Origin of the sequence: Caballeronia grimmiae (assembly GCF_022879615.1) — a bacterium.
Taxonomy (GTDB): Bacteria; Pseudomonadota; Gammaproteobacteria; order Burkholderiales; family Burkholderiaceae; genus Caballeronia; species Caballeronia grimmiae.
This window is the reverse complement of the sequence record NZ_CP084273.1, coordinates 574,148-597,456: the sequence shown is the minus strand read 5'-3', so window position 1 is coordinate 597,456 and position 23,309 is coordinate 574,148. Positions and strand designations below refer to the sequence as shown.

At 60.2% G+C, this 23,309-nt stretch carries 21 protein-coding genes; 10 read left to right on the top strand and 11 right to left on the bottom strand.

Features of this window, described 5'->3' with window-relative positions:
• Positions 1-522: 522 nt before the first annotated feature.
• Positions 523-1,359: an alpha/beta fold hydrolase gene (locus LDZ21_RS22010; protein WP_244796064.1), complete on the bottom strand. Its 837-nt coding sequence runs from the start codon at positions 1,357-1,359 to the stop codon at positions 523-525.
• 777 nt (positions 1,360-2,136) lie between these two features.
• Complete coding sequence (locus LDZ21_RS22005) at positions 2,137-2,892, bottom strand: FadR/GntR family transcriptional regulator (RefSeq protein WP_244796062.1); 756 nt, start codon at positions 2,890-2,892, stop codon at positions 2,137-2,139.
• Positions 2,893-3,393: 501 nt separating this feature from the next.
• Here LDZ21_RS22005 and LDZ21_RS22000 point away from each other — a divergent pair.
• Complete coding sequence (locus LDZ21_RS22000) at positions 3,394-3,804, top strand: hypothetical protein (protein WP_244796060.1); 411 nt, start codon at positions 3,394-3,396, stop codon at positions 3,802-3,804.
• Between the two features lie 25 nt (positions 3,805-3,829).
• On the opposite strand, the gene LDZ21_RS21995 is transcribed toward LDZ21_RS22000, so the two are convergent.
• The 3 genes from LDZ21_RS21995 to LDZ21_RS21985 form a co-directional block, all read right to left on the bottom strand.
• Positions 3,830-4,078 (bottom strand): hypothetical protein, encoded by a 249-nt coding sequence (locus LDZ21_RS21995; protein WP_035960221.1) that lies wholly within the window; start codon positions 4,076-4,078, stop codon positions 3,830-3,832.
• Positions 4,079-4,252: 174 nt separating this feature from the next.
• Positions 4,253-4,414 carry a hypothetical protein gene (locus tag LDZ21_RS21990; protein ID WP_244796059.1) on the bottom strand — a complete coding sequence of 54 codons (162 nt, stop codon included), beginning with the start codon at positions 4,412-4,414 and terminating at the stop codon, positions 4,253-4,255.
• Positions 4,415-4,446: 32 nt separating this feature from the next.
• Complete coding sequence (locus LDZ21_RS21985) at positions 4,447-4,863, bottom strand: hypothetical protein (protein ID WP_244796057.1); 417 nt, start codon at positions 4,861-4,863, stop codon at positions 4,447-4,449.
• 426 nt (positions 4,864-5,289) lie between these two features.
• Between LDZ21_RS21985 and LDZ21_RS21980 the strand changes: the two genes are divergently transcribed.
• The 5 genes from LDZ21_RS21980 to LDZ21_RS21960 all read left to right on the top strand — a co-directional run bounded on the left by LDZ21_RS21980 (position 5,290) and on the right by LDZ21_RS21960 (position 11,393).
• Positions 5,290-5,541, top strand: a complete 252-nt coding sequence (locus LDZ21_RS21980) for an acyl carrier protein (protein ID WP_244796055.1) — start codon at positions 5,290-5,292, stop codon at positions 5,539-5,541.
• Positions 5,538-6,803, top strand: coding sequence for an acyl-CoA dehydrogenase family protein (locus LDZ21_RS21975; protein WP_244796053.1), 1,266 nt, complete (start codon positions 5,538-5,540; stop codon positions 6,801-6,803). The genes LDZ21_RS21980 and LDZ21_RS21975 overlap by 4 nt, the downstream gene beginning before the upstream one ends.
• 4 nt (positions 6,804-6,807) lie before the next feature.
• Entirely contained in the window at positions 6,808-7,866 is a 1,059-nt protein-coding gene (locus LDZ21_RS21970) for an amino acid--[acyl-carrier-protein] ligase (RefSeq protein ID WP_244796051.1), read from the top strand.
• Entirely contained in the window at positions 7,863-8,855 is a 993-nt protein-coding gene (locus tag LDZ21_RS21965) for a DUF1839 family protein (RefSeq protein ID WP_244796049.1), read from the top strand. Before LDZ21_RS21970 ends, LDZ21_RS21965 begins: the two co-directional genes overlap by 4 nt.
• A 63-nt stretch (positions 8,856-8,918) precedes the next feature.
• Positions 8,919-11,393, top strand: coding sequence for a glycosyl hydrolase 2 galactose-binding domain-containing protein (locus LDZ21_RS21960; RefSeq protein WP_244796048.1), 2,475 nt, complete (start codon positions 8,919-8,921; stop codon positions 11,391-11,393).
• A gap of 9 nt (positions 11,394-11,402) precedes the next feature.
• Here LDZ21_RS21960 and LDZ21_RS21955 read toward each other — a convergent pair whose 3' ends face one another.
• From LDZ21_RS21955 to LDZ21_RS21930, 6 genes are all read right to left on the bottom strand, one after another.
• Positions 11,403-11,795, bottom strand: a complete 393-nt coding sequence (locus tag LDZ21_RS21955; protein ID WP_244796047.1) for a tautomerase family protein — start codon at positions 11,793-11,795, stop codon at positions 11,403-11,405.
• A gap of 123 nt (positions 11,796-11,918) precedes the next feature.
• Positions 11,919-13,085, bottom strand: coding sequence for an ABC transporter permease (locus LDZ21_RS21950; RefSeq protein ID WP_244796046.1), 1,167 nt, complete (start codon positions 13,083-13,085; stop codon positions 11,919-11,921).
• Positions 13,086-13,097: 12 nt separating this feature from the next.
• Positions 13,098-14,252 carry an ABC transporter permease gene (locus LDZ21_RS21945; protein WP_244796045.1) on the bottom strand — a complete coding sequence of 385 codons (1,155 nt, stop codon included), beginning with the start codon at positions 14,250-14,252 and terminating at the stop codon, positions 13,098-13,100.
• A gap of 3 nt (positions 14,253-14,255) precedes the next feature.
• On the bottom strand, positions 14,256-14,948 hold the full coding sequence (locus LDZ21_RS21940) for an ABC transporter ATP-binding protein (protein WP_244796044.1): 693 nt from the start codon (positions 14,946-14,948) through the stop codon (positions 14,256-14,258).
• A gap of 1 nt (position 14,949) precedes the next feature.
• On the bottom strand, positions 14,950-16,104 hold the full coding sequence (locus LDZ21_RS21935; protein WP_244796043.1) for an efflux RND transporter periplasmic adaptor subunit: 1,155 nt from the start codon (positions 16,102-16,104) through the stop codon (positions 14,950-14,952).
• Between the two features lie 181 nt (positions 16,105-16,285).
• A complete protein-coding gene (locus LDZ21_RS21930) occupies positions 16,286-17,206 on the bottom strand; it encodes a LysR family transcriptional regulator (protein ID WP_244796042.1) in 921 nt (306 codons plus the stop codon).
• Between the two features lie 117 nt (positions 17,207-17,323).
• Here LDZ21_RS21930 and LDZ21_RS21925 point away from each other — a divergent pair, with 117 nt between their 5' ends.
• From LDZ21_RS21925 to LDZ21_RS21910, 4 genes are all read left to right on the top strand, one after another.
• Positions 17,324-18,409 (top strand): tartrate dehydrogenase, encoded by a 1,086-nt coding sequence (locus LDZ21_RS21925; RefSeq protein ID WP_244796041.1) that lies wholly within the window; start codon positions 17,324-17,326, stop codon positions 18,407-18,409.
• A 140-nt stretch (positions 18,410-18,549) separates the two neighbouring features.
• Positions 18,550-19,881, top strand: coding sequence for an MFS transporter (locus LDZ21_RS21920; RefSeq protein ID WP_244796040.1), 1,332 nt, complete (start codon positions 18,550-18,552; stop codon positions 19,879-19,881).
• Between the two features lie 519 nt (positions 19,882-20,400).
• Complete coding sequence (locus LDZ21_RS21915) at positions 20,401-21,456, top strand: hypothetical protein (RefSeq protein WP_244796039.1); 1,056 nt, start codon at positions 20,401-20,403, stop codon at positions 21,454-21,456.
• Positions 21,457-21,601: 145 nt separating this feature from the next.
• On the top strand, positions 21,602-23,194 hold the full coding sequence (locus LDZ21_RS21910; RefSeq protein WP_244796038.1) for a sensor domain-containing diguanylate cyclase: 1,593 nt from the start codon (positions 21,602-21,604) through the stop codon (positions 23,192-23,194).
• Positions 23,195-23,309 lie beyond the last annotated feature (115 nt).

Here is a 23,309-nt window from a genome sequence, read left to right as displayed (position 1 = left end):
GCACTCAAGGCGTGTCCGGTTTGCGGTGCGGAAGACGCAGAGCAACTAGCGACGACGATTGTCTTCGCGCAAGCAACGAGCGATCCGCCACCCGTTCTCAGTCAGAGGCAGGATGTTCATCGAACGCATTCCTGATCTCACAGTACGCAGCGGGTCAAGCGACACGCCACACGAATTCTGGGCACGTTTCAAATCAGACCTCTCTGACCCACGCGTGCCAAGCGACGTTCTCTAGACAAGCGGGCACGTCGATGGGGGCGTCGACGTTCCCGAGTACTTCGCCGGGACGGCCTACCCGGCGCGGCACCAGCGCGATTAAGTCGCGGCAAACGGAAATGCGAGGCAGCACGAGACAGCTCGTCCCCGACAACACGACGCGCAATGCACGCCTTAGTCTGGCGAGGGCCTGGTCGAGCGTGCGCAATAGATGACAGACGATCCGCTTTGTTTCACCGAACTCAATGACGGTGCCCGGTGAGGCACTCGCGGAAACATACTAGGCATTCCCGCGAGTAAAACAGCTTAAGACTGCACGAATGCGAGCAGATCGGCGTTGAGGATTTCGGCATTGGTCGTCAACATGCCATGCGGGAACCCCGGGTACGTCTTGAGCGTTCCGTTCTGGAGCAGCTTGATCGACTTCAGCGCTGCATCGGCGATCGGCACGATCTGGTCGTCTTCACCATGGAGAACAAGCGTCGGCACCTTGATCGACCGAAGATCTTCGGTCTGGTCAGTTTCCGAGAATGCTTTGATGCCCTCGTAATGGGCCTTGGCGCTGCCCATCATGCCCTGCCGCCACCAGTTCTGAATGACGCCCTGTTGCACCGTCGCACCGGAACGGTTGAAGCCATAGAAAGGACCGGCCGGAACATCAACGAAGAATTGAGCGCGGTTGTCGGCAAGCGCTTTACGAAAACCGTCGAAGACTTCACTGGGCAGCCCTTCGGGATTCGCTTCGGTTTTAAGCATCAGCGGGGGCACTGCGCTGACGAGCACTGCTTTCGCAACGCGCCCTGCCGGTTCGCCGTGCTTCGCCACATAGCGTGCTACTTCGCCGCCGCCCGTCGAATGGCCGATATGTACTGCATTGCGCAAATCCAGTGCTTCCGCGACAGCGAAGGCGTCCGCTGCGTAGTGGTCCATGTCGTGCCCGTCGGAGACTTGCGACGAGCGGCCATGGCCGCGTCGATCGTGCGCAATCACGCGATATCCTTTCTGCACGAAGAAGAGCATCTGTGCGTCCCAATCGTCGGAGGACAGCGGCCAGCCGTGGTGAAACACGATGGGCTGTGCGTCTTTCGGGCCCCAGTCTTTATAGAAAATCTCGACGTTGTCCTGCGTGGTCACGTACGGCATGGTGCTTCTCCTTTTTCGACGTTATCGGGCAATAGCCGGGCATCCATCATCCGGCGCGATTGTTACAAACGCCACCGTGGTGGCAAAGACATTAATGGCAAAGTGCGGAAAGCGACGAGAAGGATACGGGCGTCATAATTCTGGCGGAAGTGCGCCAGATGGAACGTAATGTTGCGCAGGTGGGATGCTGAGTGAGTTTAGTCGGTCGGCCGGGCAGTTGAGTACGTTATGCGCCCGTGCTCATTCTTTGGGACGCGCGGCGGTCTCTGATGCGCAGATATGCTTCGTTGCGGGCGCTTGCTTGGCAATTCGTCACTGTATGATTTGCCGGCTTGGTGCAAGTTAGTCGCGTCGTGCGATCGACGAATCGGCTCGACGTGTGCAGATCTGCTTGCTGTAGACGCGCACGGCTCTGGCTCGAAAACGCTGTCGCGTCGCAGCGCCTAGGAAATGGCGCGCGATTGCATTGCCGCTGTTGCATCCGCGCTTGGAAGCTGCTGTCGCTAGCGCGCTACTTCAACGCAGAGCTTCTCCTGTAGCTCGCGAAGTAACGGAGTGCCTCGGAAAAACCGCTGCGAGTTGTATAGACGTGCGGACATATGCCGGTTGCGCGTTCTGGTGGACTCAGGTGGATGCAGCACGAGAGCTGGACTTCGGGCCTAGTGTCAAATGCACCGGCGAAGATTGAGTCGAAACACCGAACGGCATTCTGAATGCCGCATGCAGCATGCGATTCGCGCAGCAAGCACCTCGCCTTACAGACGGAGCACCGCTGCCCTAGCTCGCATCCGAGACCTTGAGCGACGCCTCTTGAGCCCGCCGCAGCCGCTCCCGGCTGTTCGACAGATGCATACGCATCGCTGCGCGGGCAGCCTCGGCGTCCCGGCGTGCGATCGCATCGTAGATATCCTCGTGCTCGCGATTGACGCGATCGAGATAGCTGCCCGGATCGTGATGCGCAAGCGCGGCCGAATTCACTCGCGTGCGCGGAATAATTGTGTTGCCGAGCTGGCTCAGGATGCTATGGAAGTAGCGATTGCCTGTCGCCTTCGCCAGTTCGAGGTGGAATGCGACATCGGCTGCCACTGCGTTGCCGGTGCCTTCGGCGATGTGCCGTTCAAACTCGTCCAGCGCGCGGCGCATCTGCGCGAGGTTCTCGTCGGTGCGACGCATCGCGGCGAGACCTGCCGCCTCGGCTTCAAGGCTGATACGTAACTCGAGAATCGCCATCACATCGCGCACGGTCAGGTCACCAGCAGCCTCGATCTGGAACCGGTCGTGATCCCCCGCTTCGAGCACGAAAGTCCCGATGCCATGACGCGTCTGCACCAGCCGCGCCGCCTGCAATCGGGAAATGGACTCGCGCACGACGGTGCGGCTCACGCCGAGTTGGGCCATGATTTCCGACTCGGTCGGCAGCTTGTCTCCGGGCTGCAGCGCCCCGCTGCGAATGCGCTCGGACAGCTCGGCGACGACTTCCTCAGTGAGGTTGCGGGAACGGCGAAGCGCGCCGGGTGCGGTTGGTTGTGACATGAAAGAACCGGATTCGAATGCGGATGGCCCATTATAGGGCGCGACGAAGCTTGTACGACGACTTATCGGCAGTGCGGGCTATGGAAGCAATGTAGTGACGGCTGCATGCGGCTTGACTCTGGCGATTGAATGCAAAGAACAATTCGTTGAAACGCAGCGCGGTGCAGCGTACAGTTCATGTACCGCCTGAAGTGACAACAGCGCCCGCGCCGGCAACCCGGCTGCTGCTTGTTCGTCGTCAAGTGCGCCACCCCGCACGTACGCATCTGTTCGATTTCTAACCATCGCGTACAGGCGAGTTTTGAAAGCTCGATAATCGATTCGTCCTTTCTTGGGTAGAACGGCTTTCGCTGGTCAGGCATCACGTTTACCCGGACGAGTCGAAGCGGAGCAAGACAAAACACAGCAACGATTTGCAAGCAAGCGGCCACTTCCACTCAGGAGGCGCGAACGCGCTGACTGTGCGCGATCACCTCAACGCTGGCCGCCAGGAGACGAGCAATGATGCGAGAAGTATCCGGGGCGTTTTGCGGCTCCCGCAAGCTGGATGAAGCACTCGGCGATCTGCACGCAGAAGGCATCGCCAGCGACCGAATCCGCGTGGCGCGTATGAGCGGATTTGCCGACTTCCAGATGTCGATTGCGCTGAGCGCCAGTTCGCCGACGCAATGGATCATCGCCGAGCACGTCGGCCAGGGTGACACCTATCACGCGTTGGACATCGCGTCGTCGGGCGACGATATCCTTCCCGACTTCGGCCGCGCCGACACGCGCGGCCCCGGGGCGGAAGACTTCGGCAGCATCACGCGAGTCGTCGTAACCATACGCGACGAGGCCGAGATGCGTGCCGTATGCGATATCTTCTCGCGCCTCGGCACCGACGACCTCGACGCCGAGAGCGCGGCAACCTAGCTCGTCGCGTTCGACCGAACGCGGCTCACTGCGTGGTCGATTCGACCGGCTTCGCTTTTTTCTTGTGCTTGAAGTGAAAGCCGCCTTTGCGGGTGCTTCCGGGCGGGGATGCATTGTCTCCCCCGACCGTCGGTCCGGCTGTCGCGGCGCCGTGAGCGTTGCCGCCGCCCGATCCCCCGTTGCCGTTGCCCCCGGCCTGAGCCAGTGCGACACCCGAGGCGAATGTCGCGCCTGTCACCACGACAGCTAACAACGTCAATCTGCGTTTTTTCATGTCATGCCTCTTCGGTGAAGTTTGTCTGAACGGCAAGGCACGAGTTGCATGCTGCGCACCACATTCGGCATGCAGCATGCAATCGGCGTGATGCGGCGATCGGCTAACGACTACGGCGCCGAAGCATCACAGCACATTTCGTGCGCGTTCCTACGCGTCGTCGAAGACATTTCTTCATGCAACTGTCCACGCTTCGTCGTAGACCGCATCGGAGAGCGCTTCCCATGCGGGATCGACGCCGCCCGGTTGGTTAACTGCGCTCTTCCCCGCGTCGAAGTCGTCCAGCCTCCTTTGCGTGCGGTAATCGGCGAACGGCGCTTCGGCGATGTCGCGCAAGTTGTAGATCCGGGCCGTACTTTTGATGAGCTTCACTTCATCACTAACATGCGCCGCAACGTCGAGGTTGCCGCTTGAGTTCGGTCGGGAGAGAAAGACTTGTCGTCGCTGACTTCTATAAGGATGCGCGCAGTCTCACCGGTTTCGTCATGCGACGCGTCGGTGTCTTCAATAGCGTCGTAAAGAATGTCCGCAACCAGCACGGCCCCGCCCGCGAAGCTCGCTTCATCCGCCGACGCGACCGGATGATTTATATGCGGCGGCTTCTGAAGTCTCTGCGCCGTCTGGTCGCGCAAACGCAAGACTTTGGACAACCCCAGTCGCCGTTCTTTTGTGTGTGGTGAACCGTACAGATTTCCAGCCCTGTCCGACGCCAGTCCAAGCGCCCACGCACGAGGTGCACCACTTAAAAGAGCGCTAGACAACGCGAATAAGAGCACCAAAATCACGCGCCATCAGAAACAAACTTTGTTTAGTTTTCATCCGCTGATTATTTCATTAACCTTGCAATAACGAATAAAACTTACTGCCTAGGGTAAATACAGCAGGTAAAAATCAACGTCCGAAAATGCGCCTGAACGGCTAACGTAATCTAGCGAGCACGACTAAGACATCCGTCAAGCCGGACGCTCGGCTCATGGGGGGCGACCGTGCGCCATCGCACGGACGGGCACCCCCACAAATTCGTTAAATACGATAAAACTACCTCGACGGTGAGTGCGAGGGCTCCAGGAACCTGAACAACACTTTGAGCAAATCACCACCATCTGTACGTCCCGGCCTAAATAACCTGAGTGGGCCTTTGAAACGTAGACCCGTTTCAGACCCGATTGGCCAAATGCGCTTTGGCCAAGTACAAGGGAAACCAGACACAAATGAAAACTGAATTGCGCCGCATCCTTTCCGAGTCCGCACGCCTCGACGTGCCCATCGACACTCTCTCCGATAGCGACGATCTTTACGCCGCCGGTCTCTCATCGCTTGCCACGGTTCACGTGATGCTCGCAATCGAAGATGAATTCGGCGTAGAGATTCCCGATCACATGTTGACGCGCCGACTTTTTTCCAGCGTCGATTCGCTCGCTGCGGCCGTCGAAGAACTGCGTCGTTCACAGGCGGACGCATGAACGCCGCCGCGCAGGAACTGGAAGCGTCGCAGTTCGCAAGCGTCGATAAGCGTGCGGCGCCGCGCAGCGAAGGCGAATTGCTCGAAGCGGCGCATCGCGTAGCGGCGATCGCAGCCCAGCACGCCGATGCAGTCGACAAGGAAGCGCGCTTTCCTGCCGAAGCAATTGCGGCCATGCGCGAAGAGCGGCTTTTCTCCGCCATGGTGCCAGTCATTCATGGCGGTGATGGTCTTTCGATAACAAGCGTCGCCCGCTTGTGCGAGGCGCTTGCCAAAGGCTGCGCTTCATCCGCCATGATCTATGCGATGCACCAAAGCCAGGTCGTGTGCATCGTCGATCATGGTGTGGCCGTGCCCTGGCAGCGCGACTTCCTTGCACGCATGGTCAACGAGCAGTTGCTGCTTGCTTCGGCGACGTCGGAAGAGACCATCGGCGGCAACATGCGCACGAGCGCATGCGCCGTCGATCTCGTCGACGATGCGTTCACCATCGAGAAGCTCGCGACCACCATCTCGTACGGCAAGTTCGCGGACTGCATTCTCGTCACTGCGCGTCGTCATCCCGATGCACCGGCATCCGATCAGGTATTGATCGTCGCGCCGCGTGAGACGTTCACGCTCGAACAGCGCGGCACATGGGACACGTTGGGGATGCGTGGCACGTGCAGTGAGGGACATCGGCTCATCGCAAAGGGCGCTGCAGAACAGATCCTGCCGGTACCGTTTTCGAAGATCGCGGATGAAAGCATGCTGCCCGTCTCGCATACGTTGTGGTCATCGGTATGGATCGGGATTGCATCGGACGCATTGCATCGCGCGCATCAGTTCTTCCGAAATCAGTCACGCGGTAAGCCGGGAGCGTTGCCGCCATCCGCATCGCGGCTTTCTCAAGCGGTCACCACAGTGCGCATGATGCAGGCGCGTCTGCGTGAATCGCTTGCCGCTGTCGAAGCAGCGCAAAGCGAACGTGCAACGCGTCACGCGAATCGCACGGACGATATCGATGCGCCGCTCACGGCGTCCATCGGTCTTGCTTCAGATCTCAACATGCTCAAGCTCGCGATTTCGCAATCCGCAGTAAGCGTCGTGCAGGAAGCGCTGATGATCTGCGGCATGGCGGGCTACAAGAACGACACACCGTTTAGCGTGGGACGGCATCTGCGCGACCTGCATTCCGCGCCGCTCATGATAAGCAACGACCGCATCGAATTGAATACGGCGAACCTGCTGCTTGCGCAGCGCGCCGCAACCGGGGACCTATAACGATATGAACATGCCGACCGAACAAGCCGCAATCATGGCTGAGGCACAATCACAAGCGACGCAGGCAGGTTACGACAAATCGGATCTCACCTTGCGAGACCGCCTGATCGAAGCAGGCATTCTCATCGATACGGGTGAAGACGGACTCTATGGCCGCAGCGCGATTTTCGAAGATATCGTCGAGCGCCTCAATCAAGCAATCACTCTGCTCGGCGCGGACCAGCACGCCGAAGTGCTGCGCTTTCCGCCGGCCATGCGTCGCCGCGACTTCGAGGACAGTGAGTATCTGAAGAGCTTCCCGAATCTGGCCGGCACCATCCATTCTTTCGCGGGCAATGACCGCGGACATCATCGCCTGCTCGAAGCACTCGACAAGATCGTGCATATCGGCGAGGAAGAAGAGCGTTCGGACGAATGGATGGATCAGCAAAAGCCGACGCGCCTCGTCCTGACTCCCGCCGCTTGCTATCCGATCTACCCGCTCGTCGCCAAGCGCGGCAACCTCGCGAAGGACGGTGCAACGTTCGATGCGTTCTCTTATTGTTTCCGTCACGAGCCTTCCATCGATCCGGGCCGCATGCAGATGTTCCGCATGCGCGAATATATTCGCGTCGGCAGCCCTGAACAGGTGATGGCGTTCAGACAGAAATGGATCGAGCGCGGATCGCTGCTCGTGCGCCTTCTGCAATTGCCGTTCGAAATCGACCTCGCTAACGATCCGTTCTTCGGCCGTGGCGGCAAGATCGTCGCGGACAGCCAGCGCGCGCAGCAACTCAAGTTCGAATTGCTGGTGCCGGTTGCCACGCCCGACCGTCCGACCGCTTGCCTCTCGTTCAACTATCACATGGAGCACTTTGGCGAGCTGTGGAATATCCGCCAGGCCGACGATAGCGTCGCGCATACCGCATGCGTAGGCTTCGGCATGGAGCGCACGACGCTTGCGCTCTTCCGTCATCATGGCCTCGATGTGAAGGCATGGCCTGCTCCGGTGCGCGCACTGCTTTGGGGCAACGCCGAGCCGATCATCGCCGATGGTCTCGCCAACATGGGCGAAGAGGCATGAACGCACGCTCGCCCGCAGAAGCGCTGACCGGCACAGACGATGAAGCAAGCCGCCATGCACTGCATCGCGGCGAGCGTGTCTGGCTGGAAACGAATTGCTATGTCGACTTGTGGATCGAGCTCTTGCATCATCTGGGCTGCGATCCGCATGCGGCGCTAGGCTTTACCGTGACGCAGGACTTCGAGGGCGATCAGTTCACGTTTCCGAAGTTCTCGCTCGACGACATCGGCAGGCTCTACGGATTGCAGGCGCAGGAGCTTGCCATTTACGACACCTTCGAAGCGCACGTCCGCGAGCAGACGAAGCGCGGTCATGTGGTCGTCGCCGAGGTCGATGCTTTCTATTTGCCCGACACGCGTGCGACAGCGTATCGTCAGACTCACTCGAAGACGACGATTGCAATCGACACGATCGATGCTCACGCAAAGCACATCACCTACTTCCATAACGCTGGCTATTTCGCGTTAGCCGGCGAGGACTACGACGGCGTCTTTCGCCTGATGCCGAATCTCGCCGGCGACGTGCATGCGCTCTTTCCGTACGTGGAGTTCGTCAAACGAGCGCGTGCACCACTCGAAGGCGACGCGCTCGTGCAACGCTCGGTGGACTTACTCAGGTTGCGTCTTGCGGATCGCCCTGCTCTCAATCCAATCTCGCAATGGCGCAGAGAGTTTCCTGAACATTTGCGCACATTGCTTGAACGAGATGTCGCTTATTACCACCTGTACACGTTCAATGTCATGCGTCAGTTGGGATCGAACTTCGAGTTGTTGTCGAAGTATCTGGCCTGGCTCAATGAAAACGGCGTCGATGTGCCCGTGGACATACAGACGAGCGCGCAAACCATGGCAAGCGAAGCTATGGTGATGCAGTTCCGGCTCGCACGTGCGCGCATGCGTTCACGTTCCGATCCGTGCACGGACTGTTTCGACTCGCTCGAAGCATCTTATGACAAGGTCATCGAGCCGCTTGCTGCGCGCTTTCTATAAGGGCTTGGCCGCGCGCTAGCGCGGTTTGGACACGCAAAAGAAAACGAATAAAAAGGAAAGTCTATGCAGGCCTCGCCGCTCGCGCCGCGCGCCCTCGACGCTGGCTGGCAATGCGTGAGTACGCCCGCCGGCGCATGTGAAACGCCTGACATGCTCGACGCCCATTCGGACTGGCTCGATGCTCCGGTGCCTGGAACGGTGGCTTCCGCGCATCGCACGGCAGGCGTGAAAGACGACTCACTCGCGCAGGCCTATGCATTGTCGGACCACTGGTATCGCGTCACGCTTCACGCGACTGGCAAGCGACGTCTGCGCTTCAATGGCCTTGCGACGATCGCCGAAGTATGGATCGACGGCCGCAAGCTGCTCGAATCCGATTCGATGTTTCTAGCACATGACCTTGACATCGAAATGGCGGGCGAAACGACGCTCCATATCTGCTTTCGATCCATCGCTCCGGCGCTCGCCGCCAAACGCGGACGCGCACGCTGGCGTCCGAAGCTCGCGCAGCCCGCAACGTTGCGCAATGTTCGCACGACGCTGCTCGGGCATATGCCGGGATGGTGCCCTGCGATTCAGCCAGCAGGACCGTGGCGTGCGGTGGAAATCATCGGCGAGTCTCAGGCATCGATGGATCGCGTGGAGGTGGCGTCGAGCGTCGATGGCAGCGATGGCCTGCTCGATGTGACCGTGCGTTTCTATCATGCCCAAGCGCCTGAAGATATGCGGCTTGAGTGCGGCGATGCATCGACGGCGCTTCACTGGCGCGATGCGCATACCCTGACCGGGCGAGTCCGCGTAGCGCACGCGCGCTTATGGTGGCCGCACACGCATGGCGAACCTGTACGCTATCCGGTCATGATCACACGCGCATCGCATGAGGATATTTCGCTAGGCGACGTTTCCTTTCGCACGATCGAAGTCGATCGCGGCCCGGATGGCGCGGGCTTTCAACTCGTCGTGAATGGCGTGCCCGTCTTCGCGCGCGGAGCATGCTGGACATCAGCTGATATCGTCGCACTGGACGCGCCACGCGAGAGGCTAAATGCGATTTTCAAGGCATGCCGTCGAGCGGGCCTCAATATCATTCGCGTAAGCGGCACGACGCTCTACGAATCCGATACGTTCTATGAACTCGCCGACGAACACGGCATCATGGTGTGGCAAGACTTCGCATTCGCCAACTTCGATTACCCGACTGACGATGCGTTTCAGCGGAGCGTACAACTGGAAGCGCAGCAATTCCTTGCGCGCACGCGACGCTTCGCATCGCTTGCAGTGTTGTGTGGCGGAAGTGAAGTGCACCAGCAGGCGGCGATGCTCGGTCTGCCCTTCGACGCCTACCAACAGCCGCTATTCACAGAGCAATTGCCTTCGATCATTGCGGCGATGCGGCCAGACGTTCCTTATGTCGTCAATTCGCCGAGTGCAGCGCCAGGGGACAGACTGTCGATGCCATTCGGAACCCGCGGCGGCATCACGCACTACTACGGCGTTGGGGCCTATCAACGCCCTCTTGACGATGCACGCCGCGCGCAAGTCCGCTTCGCATCGGAATGCCTTGCGTTCGCCAATGTTCCCGATGGTGTCACTCTGCGCGCAACGCCTAACGCATCACGGCCACACGAGCCGCGATGGAAAATCGCCGTGCCGCGCGATCCCGGCGCGGCCTGGGATTTCGACGACGTGCGCGAACATTACCTGCGATCGCTCTATGGCGTCGACGTGGCGCGATTGCGCTACGAAGATCCCGAGCGCTATCTGACGCTATCGCGAGCCGTCGTTGCGGATGTCATGGGCGCAGTGTTTTCCGAATGGCGACGCATGGGATCGACATGCGCGGGTGGCATCGTGTGGAACTTGCTCGATCTGCGGCCCGGCGCCGGTTGGGGCGTGATAGACGTATTTGGTGTTCCGAAGAGTGCGTTGCATGGCCTTGCCCGCGTGCTGCAACCCGTGCAGGCGCTCATCACCGATGAAGGCCTCGACGGTCTGGACGTTCATCTCGTCAATGAAACGGCGCGTGACATTCGCGCGCGCGTGGAACTGACCTGCCTGCGCGATGGCGCGGTGAAAGTCGCGGGCGGTTCACGCGAAATCATTCTGCAGGCTCACAGCATTCATAAAATCAATTCCGGCTCGCTCATTGGCGCGTTCTTCGATACTGCATACGCATACCGTTTTGGTCCGCGCGCACACGATACAACGCAAGTGCGTCTCACCAATGCAGATACCGGCGAGCTGCTGTCCGAGGCTTTTCACCTTCCCGATATGTCCGTTAGCGAACGCCGCGATGTGGGCTTGAGCGTCTCACTCGATCAAGACGATAACGGATGGGCGCTCAACGTCAGTGCAACGCAGTTCGCGCGCTGGGTGCATGTGGTGGACCATCACTATTACGCAGAGCTCGACTGGTTTCATCTAGCCCCTGACAGCACGCGGAGAATTCCACTTATCCCGCGCAACGGCAAAATGGATCATGCACCGGAAGGCGATGTGTTCGCGATCAACGGTACGCGCGGCGCGTCATACAGGTAGCGGATTCAATCAGGCGTCCGGCTCAACATACGACGCAAGCCCGTGTCCGAACGACCAGTCTTCTCGACGGTTGGGCGCCAGTACGATCAGCACGTCTTCCGGCCGCAAGCCGGGCGACGCCGAAAGACGCGTAGCAAGCGTCTTGTAGAAAGCCTTTTTGGTCGCAAGGTCGCGCCAATCGCTAGCGGTGATGTGAATGAATACCAGATCGTCGCTTCGCTCGACGCCGAGATAACTCGCGTCGTAAATGAAGTCGTCCCGGTCACGTTGTTCTATAAGCTGAAAGCGGTCCTTGGCCGGAACCTGGAACGCTTCGACCAACGCCTCATGGACCTGATCAGAAATCGCGCGGATATGTTCTCGCGACTTGCCTTTGATGAGCGAAATTCGAACGAGCGGCATGATGAACCTCCCAGCAGCCTAAGAATGCGATGCAAGCATCGCTTGCGAAAACCCACTCTACTGCGGGCTATCGATTTCGAATATTCAATACTTTGGTATCGACATGTCAGCCGAATCGAACGATCAACGCGCCCGCAGTGCATCCACGATACTCAAGCGCGATGCCCTGAGCGCGGGAAGGAACCCGCCGACGAAGCCCATGACGAGCGAGAACACCACCGTGCGTGCGACAACAGACGGCGTAAGAATGAAGCGAAAGGACAAGTCGGCGAACGTCTGAAAGTTCGTCGTGGAGAACGAGGCCAACTGCATCAGCGCGGCGCAGCCCAGACCGGCCATTCCGCCGACAAGTCCGAGCAAGAGCGCTTCGAGCAGAAACGCAAACAACACGTCGATTCGCTTGAACCCAAGCGCACGCAGTGTGCCGATCTCTGCGACGCGATTGGCGACCGACGCATACATCGTGATCATTGCGCCGATCATCGCCGCTATCGAGAAGATAACGGACAGCGTGACACCAAGAATATTGATGAAGGTTGAAAGCGCTTTGGACTGGTCGCCATAAAACACTTGTTCGCGTTTCGCTTCGTCAGCGAGACGCGGGTCCACATCGATATCGCTTTTGAAGCGCTCAAAGGCATCGCTGCGCGTGAGGCGCACGATCATCGACGAGAACGTAGTCCGGCGAAAAGACTGCATGAGCTGATCGGCATCGCCCCAAATCTCGGAGTCGAAGCCGCTGCCGCCGGCATCGAAATGACCGACGACGGTCCAGTCGCGCTGCGCAAAGCGCAGATGCTCGCCAATGCGCGTGCCGCCAAAGCCCTTGGCAATGCTGCTTCCGACGATTATCTCGGAAGATCCATGCTTGAACATACGCCCCGCCGTGAGCTTCACTTGCGGACGCAGTTGGACGCCCATCGCAGACAGGCCGCGAATGACGACATTGGCCGGCGTGTTCGTGCCGAGTTTCGTCAGCGAGATAAGCACCACGGTTTCTTTCGATGCCAGCGGCTCGCCATTGCCATTCAGCGCGACCGACGGATGCATTTCCAGAACATTGGCCTGTGCCCGATCAATCGAGCTTTGAATCTCTGTCTCCGCGCCTTTGCGAATGACGACTACGTTGTCGCGCTCACCCGTCGAAACCAGTGTCTTTTTGAGCCCCGCATCGAGCATCAGCACCGTTGCAAAGACGAACACGACGAGCGCAAGGCCGCTTGCGGTCAGCATCGTCGTGAGGCGGCGCGCCCATAAATTGCGTGCGACGTAGGAAACGGGAATGGCCATCGTCGTATGTTCCTAGCCGATGGCGCGCAAGCCTTCGACGATACGCACACGGCTTGCCTGAACCGCCGGCACGACCGCCGCCGCAAGGGCAACGGCGAACGCGCAGACAGCCTGCAAGAGCATGGTCTCGTGCGATACCTTGAATACCGGAAACACGCCGCCCGTTGCGTGCTGAAAGACCACGGCAGCGGGCGGAGTGAGTAACATCCCTATGCCGCCGCCAATGGCGCAAATAGCAAGGGATTCGCCGAACACGAGCATCGAGAGAAACGCCGGGCCAAAGCCGAGCGCCTTGAGCGTTGCATACTCGACGGTTCGCTCGCGCGCGCTCATCGCCATGGCATTGGCCATCACGGCCATGATGATCAGGATCACCACGTATGACACCACCCGTATCGCCGCGATGATCTGATTCGACATCGCAACGAAGCCCAACTGGAATGCCTGTTCCGTCTCCGTCAAGGTCTCCGCGAGTGAGTTCTTGAAGACGCTGTCGATATTGCGTGAAACAATCGCAGCGTGATCCGGATTGTCGATGCCGACGACATACACCCCGACCTGATCCACACTGCGCTTCGTCGTCTTGCGAATGGTCTCGTTCAGGTATTCCCAGTGGAACACCAACTGCCGCGTAATGGTGGATTCGTCACGTCCTTCCATGATGCCGCGCACGACGAAGTCCCACGTACCCGGATAGATCGTCCCCTTCAGCGGAATGACGTCGCCGACCTTGAAGCCGTATTGCGTTGCGAGTTGTCGTCCGATGAGACAGCCCTTTCGATCACGCTGATAATCCGTACGGGCTTGCGGCGAAATAATGAACTCCGGATAAAGATCGAGGTAATTGTCCGACACCGCGAATTGCGCGAAGAAATTCTTGGGGTCGCGATAGACGCCTCCAAACCAGTTCGAGCGCGCGACCATCGTGACGCCATCGACGCCGCGTATGCGGTTCTCATAAGCTAGCGGCAAAGGGAAAACGAGCGAAATGGCATTGCGCGTCACGAGCCGGGCATTCGAAGCCGCCGCCGCGCCCGCATACCAAGCGTCGACAACCGTATGCAGCAAGCCATAAGCGAGCACGGCGATGGTGAGTCCCAGCACCGTCAATGCGGTGCGCAGCTTGTGACGTGGCGCGTTGCGCAGAATCAGCTTGAGAACGTACATGGCCTAGCGCGCCTTGCCATCGATCAGTTCGCCTTTCTCGAGATGCACGAGGGCTTTTGCGGCATTGGCAGCATGTGCGTCGTGCGTGACCATGATGATGGTCTTGCCGAGGCGTTCGTTCAGGCGCTGCAACATTGTGAGCACTTCGCCAGCGGATGTGCGATCGAGGTCGCCAGTCGGCTCGTCGGCGACAATAAGCTTTGGATCGCTAATCAACGCACGCGCAATCGCCACGCGCTGCTGTTGTCCGCCCGACAGCTCCGATGGATAGTGACTCGTCCGTTCGCTCATGTTGACCATGTCGAGCACCATCGCAACGCGCTCGCGACGCTCGGCGCGCGAGAGCCGCGTGAGCATCAACGGAAGCTCGACATTCTCGAACGCGGTCAACACGGGCATCAGGTTATAGAACTGAAAAATGAAACCGACATGCGATGCGCGCCAGTCCGCGAGCGCGGCTTCTGGCAAGCGCGTGATATCAAGGCCGCCGACCAGCAACTCGCCGCTATCGGGCCGGTCGATGCCCGCAATGAGATTGAGCAGCGTACTCTTGCCGGAACCGGACGGTCCCATCAACGCAACGAAATCGCCTTCCGCAATGGACAGTGTGATGTCGGTCAGTACCGGCACCGTCTGCACGCCGCGCCGATAAGACTTCGCGACGTGGCTGATCTGAACGAGGGGCGCGGTGCTCACGCTATTTCTTCGTCACGGTAATGCTCGCGCCGTTTTCGAGCTTGTCGCCGGGCGCGAGCACGAGCGTGTCGCCTGGCTTCACACCGGACACGGCCAACAGATCACCGACGCGCTCGCCCGCCGTCACGGGCACTTCGCGTGCCTTGTCTTGATCGACGATATAAACGACCTGCTTGCCGCCACGTGTGACGACAGCCGTTGGCTGCACCGCCACGACCGCTTTCTTGTCCTCGGGCGGCACAGGCTTCGAGAGGAACGCGATCTTCGCGCTCATGTCAGGCAACACGCGTTCATCGCGCTCGACAAAACGCACTTTCACGAGAACGGTGGCCTTCGAACGATCGACTGTCGGCACGATGCGCGACACGCGGCCTGCAAAGCGCGTGTCGGGCAACGCATCGAGTTGAACCTCGCATGGCTGATCGACTTTGATACGCGCGATATTCGATTCAGCGACGTCCGCTTCGACTTCGAGCGTCTTCATATCGGCGATGGTGACGACAGCGCCCTTGCTATCCGATGCGGACGAGAACGGTGTGATGTTGTCGCCGACGTTCGCGTGCTTTTCGAGCACGACGCCATCGAAGGGCGCACGAATCACGGTCTGATCGACGGCCACTTGCGCGGCCCGCGCATTGGCTTGCGCAGAAAGAATCGCGGCTTGTTCGCTATTGATCGACGCCCTGGCCTTGTCATAGCGTGCGCGGTCAGCATCGAATTGCGACGCGGACATCGCACCGTGCGGTGCAAGCACCTGCGAGCGCTTGAGATTGGCAGTAGCGTTCTCCAGTTCGGCGCGCTGCAATTCGAGATTGGCCTGCGCAACCTTGACTTGCGCCTGTGCCTGCGCAAGCGACGCCGCCACGTCCGCGCTTTCCAGCCGCGCGATGATCTGGCCTTCCTTGACGACTGTCCCTTCGAGCACGCCCAGCCATTCCACGCGTCCCTGCGCCTTCGATGCCACGGCCGCCTTGCGCTGCGGCACGACGTAGCCGGTTGCATTCAAAAGCGTATAACTCTGCGATGGATACACGGACGTGACAGTGACGGTCTCCACGGTCTGCGGCCCGGCGAGCTTGACGCCAACGCCGATCAACACGGCAATGATGGCCGCAATAGCCGCATAACGAATCCAGTTGCGCCTGCGCCGCGGCATGACCGGGGCGGCCGCAGGTCCGCGGTCGATTCTAAGTTTTTCGAGGTCGTGTTCAGCCAATTTATTCGGACTTACGGAGCCGTTTTCGCTGTTTTTGACAGCTTTCCGGCGATTGTTGCGTTGAGGGTTGCTCAGTATAGCGCCGCGCTTGGCTCCGCTTTCGGCTTCCTTGCGCGAGTCGTCAAACGCTGCGCGCCTGTTTCAGATCGAGCGCGATGAAGTCGACGAACGCCCGAATGCGCGCGGACATCTGATGGCGTTTTGAATACACGGCGTAGATGTCGGCGTTCGGCGTCTCGTGCTCCGGAAGCACAGCGACGAGCCGGCCATCGGCAAGATAGTCTTCGATATCCCATTCGGCGCGCATCAGGATGCCGTGCCCTTCCAGCGCCCACTTCACCGCAATCTCTCCGTCATTGGTCGTGAGATTGCCTTTGATGCGCACGGCTTCCGTCTTGCGCGATGCGCCGCGCCCGGTCGTCAGCCGCCACACGCCGTAGGCTTCATCGCCCTGACGAATGCCGATGCAGTTGTGGCGCGCGAGATCGTGCGGCGTCCCGGGCATGCCGTGCGCCGCGATATACGCCGGCGACGCACAGAGCAGCCGCCGGTTCGCCGCGAGCCGGCGAGCGATCACGCGCGTGTCCGGCGGCTCGCCGAATCGAATGCAAACGTCAAAACTGTCGTCGGTAAGCGGCGGCGGCGCAACGGATAGCTGAAGCTGGACGGACACCTGCGGATGGCGGGCGACGAAGCGCGAAATGGCCGGCGCGACGTGACTGCGCCCGAAGCCGAGCGTCGCATTCACGCGCAGCAAACCCTTCGGGCTCTTTCTGGCGCTGCCGAGCAGTTCAGCGAGCTCGTCGATCTGATCGAGGATGCGGCGCGCGTGTTCCAGATACAGCTCGCCTTCGGGCGTCAACATCATTCGCCGCGTCGTCCGGTTGACGAGCGGCACACCCGCGCGAGCCTCCATCTGCGTGAGACGCTTGCTGACGGCCGCCGCCGTCAGGCCGAGTTCGCGCGCCGCGGCGCTCAGGCTGCCCGAAGCGGCGAGGGTCGAAAAGAAGCTGAGATCGGTCGGCTGGACAGTTTCGGCCACGAATCACTTGTGAAATGAAGTTAAAGATGCTTTGAGTCTAGCACCGGTTCCGTCGGCCAGAGTTAGGTAGAGTGGTTTCACGCTGACGTGACATTCAAACCATAGAGGAACGGAGACATGAAGACCTATCGCATCGCAACGATTCCCGGAGACGGCATCGGCAAGGAAGTCGTCCCGGCTGGCCAGCAAGTGCTCGAAGCGCTCGCTCGTTGCACGCAAAATTTTGAATGCCAGTTTGAAAACTTCGACTGGGGCGCGGACTACTATCGCCAGCACGGCGTGATGATGCCCGCAGACGGCCTCGCCGCCCTGCGCAACAAGGATGCAATTCTGTTCGGCTCGGCAGGCGACCCCGACGTGCCCGACCACATCACGCTGTGGGGCCTGCGCCTGAAAATCTGCCAGGGATTCGACCAGTACGCGAACGTGCGTCCCACGCGCATCCTGCCGGGCATCGACGCGCCGCTGAAGCGCTGCACGCCCGACGACCTGAACTGGGTGATCGTCCGCGAAAACTCGGAAGGCGAATATTCGGGCATCGGCGGCCGCGTGCATCAGGGTCATCCGATCGAAGCCGCGACGGACGTGTCGATCCTCACGCGCGCCGGCGTCGAACGCATTATGCGTTTTGCATTCAAACTCGCGCAGTCGCGTCCGCGCAAGCTGCTGACCGTGATCACGAAGAGCAATGCACAGCGTCACGCGATGGTCATGTGGGACGAAGTGGCGCTCGAGATCTCGAAGGAGTTTCCGGACGTGAAGTGGGACAAGGAACTCGTCGATGCCGCCACCGCGCGCATGGTCAACCGTCCGGCGACGCTCGACACCATCGTCGCCACCAATCTCCACGCGGACATCCTGAGCGATCTGGCCGCCGCGCTCGCCGGCAGCCTCGGCATCGCGCCGACGGGCAACATCGATCCGGAGCGCCGCTATCCGTCCATGTTCGAGCCTATCCACGGCTCCGCATTCGACATCATGGGCAAGGGCCTCGCCAATCCGATCGGCACGTTCTGGTCGGTCGTGATGCTGCTCGAGCATCTCGGTGAATTCGAGGCTGCCAAGCGCGTGATGGCCGCAGTCGAGGCCGTGACCGCCGATGAATCGCTGCACACCGGCGACCTCGGCGGCAAGGCGACCACCGCACAGGTGACGGCCGCCGTCTGCGCATTGGTTGAACGCACGGAAGCCGCTGTCGCCTGATTCATTCGTCGTCCGTAGGATTTCCGTTTCGGTTCTTTGCCCGCGGTGCATCGCACATCGCGGGCAAGGGGGACGCACGCATCGCGTCTTTCCATCGCCAGCATTCAAAGAGCACCGCTCGCCTCCCAAGGAGGAGACACATGCAACCCGCCAATCAAGCCGCCGGCGATGCCGGTATCGAAGCTCGCGTGTCCCGCAAGCTCGCGTGGCGCATCATTCCGTTCGTGATGCTGCTTTACTTCATCAGCTTTCTCGATCGCGTCAACGTCGGTTTTGCGGCAATGACGATGAACAAGGCCATCGGCCTGTCACCCACCGCGTTCGGTTTGGGCGGCGGGCTGTTCTTCATCGGCTATTTTCTTTTCGAGGTGCCGTCGAACCTGATTCTGCATAAAGTCGGCGCGCGCATCTGGATCGCACGCGTGATGGTCACGTGGGGCATCGTGTCAGTGGCGTCAGCGTTCGTCACGGGGCCGAACAGTTTCTACGTTTTGCGCTTCCTACTTGGCGTTGCCGAAGCGGGCTTCTTTCCAGGCGTCATCCTCTATCTGAGTTTGTGGTTCCCGGCGAAACAGCGTGCGGTGGCTGCCGCATGGTTCATGGCCGCCGCGCCGATCTCGACAGCCATCGGCTCGCCGCTCTCCGGCGCGATCATGCAGATGCCGCCGATGTTCGGGCTTGCAGACTGGCAATTGCTATACATCATCGAGGCGATTCCCGCGATCGTACTTGGCTTCGTCGTCCTAAGGTTTCTCACCGATACCCCCGCGAAAGCTCATTGGCTGTCGACCGACGAGCGGGAGTGGCTCATCGCGAAGCTCAAGGCCGAGGCGGACGCCAAGCAGGCGCATGCAGGTCATACGGCGGGCGCGTGGAACGCGTTGCGCGATCCTCGTGTCCTGGCGCTGGCTCTGATCTACTTCGGCACATCGGCGGGGCTTTACACGCTCGGGCTATGGGCGCCGCTCATCATTCGCCAGTACGGGTTCACGGCAATGGAGACCGGTCTCATCAACGGTATTCCGAGCGTGATCGCAGTCGTCGCGATGATCTTGTGGGCCCGCCATTCAGACCGCACGCAGGAACGTACGTGGCACGTGGTGATTCCGTGCGCGCTGGCATGTGTTGGCTTCGTGTTCGCGGGTCAGGCGGCGACGGCCCTGTTCGTGGTCCTTGCGCTCGTCGTGGTGAACGTTGGGATCAGTGCGGCCAAGGCCCCGCTTTGGGCGATGCCGAGCATGTTTCTCTCCGGCGCCGGTGCTGCCGCGGGCATCGCGATGATCAATTCGATCGGCAATCTGGGCGGCTTTGTCGGACCGTTTGCGATCGGCTGGCTCAAGAACGTGACCGGCGGATACGCGGCGGGTCTGTATGTCGTCGGGGCAACGCTTGCGATGTCTGCTGTCATCACCTTGATGTTGAGTCGTAAGGCGAAGAGTGAAAGGGAGCATGGGGTTACGGCCAGGTCATGATTTCATGCGTGCATGTTGTCATGCGCTCCGCTTGCGTGTGAGTTGTGATGGGGCGCGAGCGGGCGTCCCATTTCAGTTTACCGAATGCGTCCGCGCGAAGGGCGCATGTCGGGCGACTACCGGCTGTCGTGGCGCTCGTGCGTTCATTGTCAGCAGCCGGCGTTTCGACGTATCGATGTTCGCATTCGCCGATCTTGCTTAAATGAGGCCCGCTTGTAGTTGAATTGAGTACGGGCTTCGCACGCAGCGGCGTTGTAAAACAACGAATCCGAAGAATGGGCGGCCGTGCCGGGAACCCAAGAATTCGCATCTTCTTCAACTGCGACTGCCGGTGCGACGAGGCACGCAGATAGAACACGGCGTGACTCGTCAACTCTCAAGCGGCCTTTGAGACGTTCGTTCACTGAACGGCGTTGTACACCTTCGACCGACCATTTCTACAAAACGGCTAGGTGTTCTCCATTACGTGGACGCGTCTGACAGGGTCCTTGCGGGTGAACAGGAAGCGGACAGAACTTCATGAAAAGCGCCGCTTACCGCCCGAGCATCTTTAGCCTCCCGACAACGACGTCGGCACAAGCTTTCGAGGCGAAATCTCAGCGGCCGCAGATCGACGTCGGCCCGGCACTCGTCGCGCTTTCCGACAGCATCGCGCGACGAAATGCTCAGCTTTATTTTAAGATAGCCCCTTTCAGCGGCTCGGCAACGTGTGCCAGGGGTAGTTTCGTGTTTTCTTGGAATCAAAGTCGAGATGCTGCGGTGTGGGCCTTCGGCGCGGCGTTGTGCCTCTCTGCGGCAGTCCACGCGCAGGACGCCCGCTGCGCAGCGCCGACGCCGACAGCAGCTACGGCGACCGCAGCGAGCACGTCCGGGGAAAGCATTCTGTCGTCAACGGCTCTGCCGCGGCAATTCGCAGGCGACGATCCAGAGCAGGTAAGGGACGCCTTGGCCGCCGCGACATCGCCAAACAAGAAATCTGCGACGAACCCGACCATCGCGGGCCGCGTGCGCGGGTTTTTGGCGCGTCCGTTTCATCGCACGTCGAGCGCTTCGGTGCCTTCGAGCGATGACCAGTCCAAGGCTCAGCGGACTTTTGCATTCGTAATACCGGCGTCGTACGGCGTGCGTTTTCAATCCAAAAAGAAACTGTTGTCCGTCAACGTGTCGCTTGCGGCACCCGAGCAACCCGACGTAATTCTGCTCAAGCGCAAGGTGGAAGGCCAGAGCGGCCGGAAACTCGTTATTGCGCCGGAAGCCAAGGCGAAGGGCTTCATTCAGACTATCGACACGATTCAGCTGCAAACGGACGACCGCGGTAAAACGAGCGTGCGTGGCACCGCATTGCTTCCCGACTTCGATCCGTCGCGTGGCAACGGCGACTTCGCGATCATGCTGGTCTGTTCGCTGGAACCGCCTTATTTATCCGATCGCTCGGAGCACAGCGATCCCACTGATGAAGAGCCCACCGACATCACGCGGAGGACATCGACATTGCACGGGCGTATCGACGCGGTGTGGCTCATCGACAGGAACAAAGGGACGATCGTCACAAGGCGCCTTCGTCTCGTCAAATAGATGCAACTGATCCCCTCGAGGTGGAATGACGACGCCGGCCGCGCGCTCGACCGACACGAAAAGCCCCTGTTTCATGGTGTTTTCGTTACGCAACGAGGTCGCGCCGTAGGTCGACGAACGACAAGCCCGCGTCTTGGAGAGACGAATGCCCCGTAGTTTGAAAGCCGTACGCAAGACCGGCCGCGTCGTCGGACTGCGCTTGTTCCGGCGTAACAACAACGCGTGGCTGCGCGTCGCTGACGTGTTCTCGCGCTTCCCGTTGCTGGCCGGGATTATCGGCACGGCAATGGCCCTGTCGATGGGCGTGCTTTCGTTTGCCGCGCTCTGGCAGGGGCGCGCGCAGGCGCTGCAGAATGCGCATGAGGCGTCCGAGAATGTCGTCGCGACGCTCAGTGCGGATATTGCACGCAATGTGGAATGGAGCGATCTGTCGTTACGCACCATCGTGAGCAGCATGGAGAATCCCCAAGTCGCGAAGATGTCGCCGGCACTGCGCCCGCTCGTGCTGTTCGACGGCGCGACGGCCGCGAGCTATATCGGCGGCGCGTTCGTCATGAATGCGCTGGGGCAAATCACCGATGCGCGCGACCCATCCAACCGCACGGACCTCTCATTCAGCGATCGCGGCTATTTCCAGGCCCACGCGCAAGACGCGAATGTCGGGCTGTATATTTCGGGGCCTTACGAATCTCGTTTGCGCGGCGGCAAGCCGTCTCTCGCATTGAGCCGGCGCCTCAACGCGCCCGACGGCTCGTTCGCTGGCGTCGCGGTCATTGCGCTGAACACGAGCTACTTCGATGCTTTGCTATCGCGCGTGAACGTCGGGCGCGCGGGGTCGGTATTCATTGTGCAGCGCGACGGCGTAATGCTTGCACGCAAGCCTCCCCTGCAAAACGATGGCACGGGGAAGGCAGCGCGAAACGTTTCGGTTTCGCCAACCTTCGTCGCGATGAAGGATCTGCCTTCGGGCTCGTACATTTCCACGTCCCCGCTCGATGGTGTCCGCCGTCTCTATACCTTCGTGCGGGTGCCGAGCACCAATCTCATCGCTGCCGTCGCGCCCGCCGAGGATGATGTGCTTGAAGGCTGGCGGCATCGAAGCGCAATCATCGGCGGCCTTACGCTGATGTTCGGCGGCGGCTTCATCGCCATCTCGTGGCTGCTGGCGATTTCGCTGCGATCACGCGCCATCGCGCTAGAGAAATTACAGAGGCTCGCCGGTACCGACTCATTAACCGGCCTGAGCAATCGTCGCGCGCTGGATCGCCGTCTGGGCGAGGAGTGGCGCCGCGCGCGCCGCAACGATCAGCCGCTATCGGCCCTCTTCGTCGACGTCGATCATTTCAAGCTCTATAACGACACATACGGCCACGCAATGGGCGACGACGCACTCGTCACCGTGGCCGATTGTATTCAGCATGCAGTGAAGCGCCCCGGCGATATCGTCGCGCGTTATGGCGGCGAGGAATTCGTGATCGTACTGCCCGACGCAACGGCGGCGAGCGCGGTATTGTTCGCCGATCGACTGCGACGGAAAGTCGAATCGCTTGCCATTCCGAACAGCGGTTCACCGAGAGGGTTCCTCACCATCAGCATCGGGGCCGCGACGACGATGCCTCGCCAGGGCAGCGACGCGCTCAAGCTGCTCAACAGTGCGGACGCCGCGCTTTACCGGGCGAAACGCGCCGGACGAAACCAGGCCATTCACGAAGAATTTCTCGCTGGCCGCACGGTGTAGAGATACGGATGGCGTGGTGCATGCCGTGTGTTTTGGCATTTTGCATTCGAACGAGGTCCACAATGAAGGCGTCTGCCATCCTGCTGGCCCTCCACCCGCGCAACGCGGAGCAGAA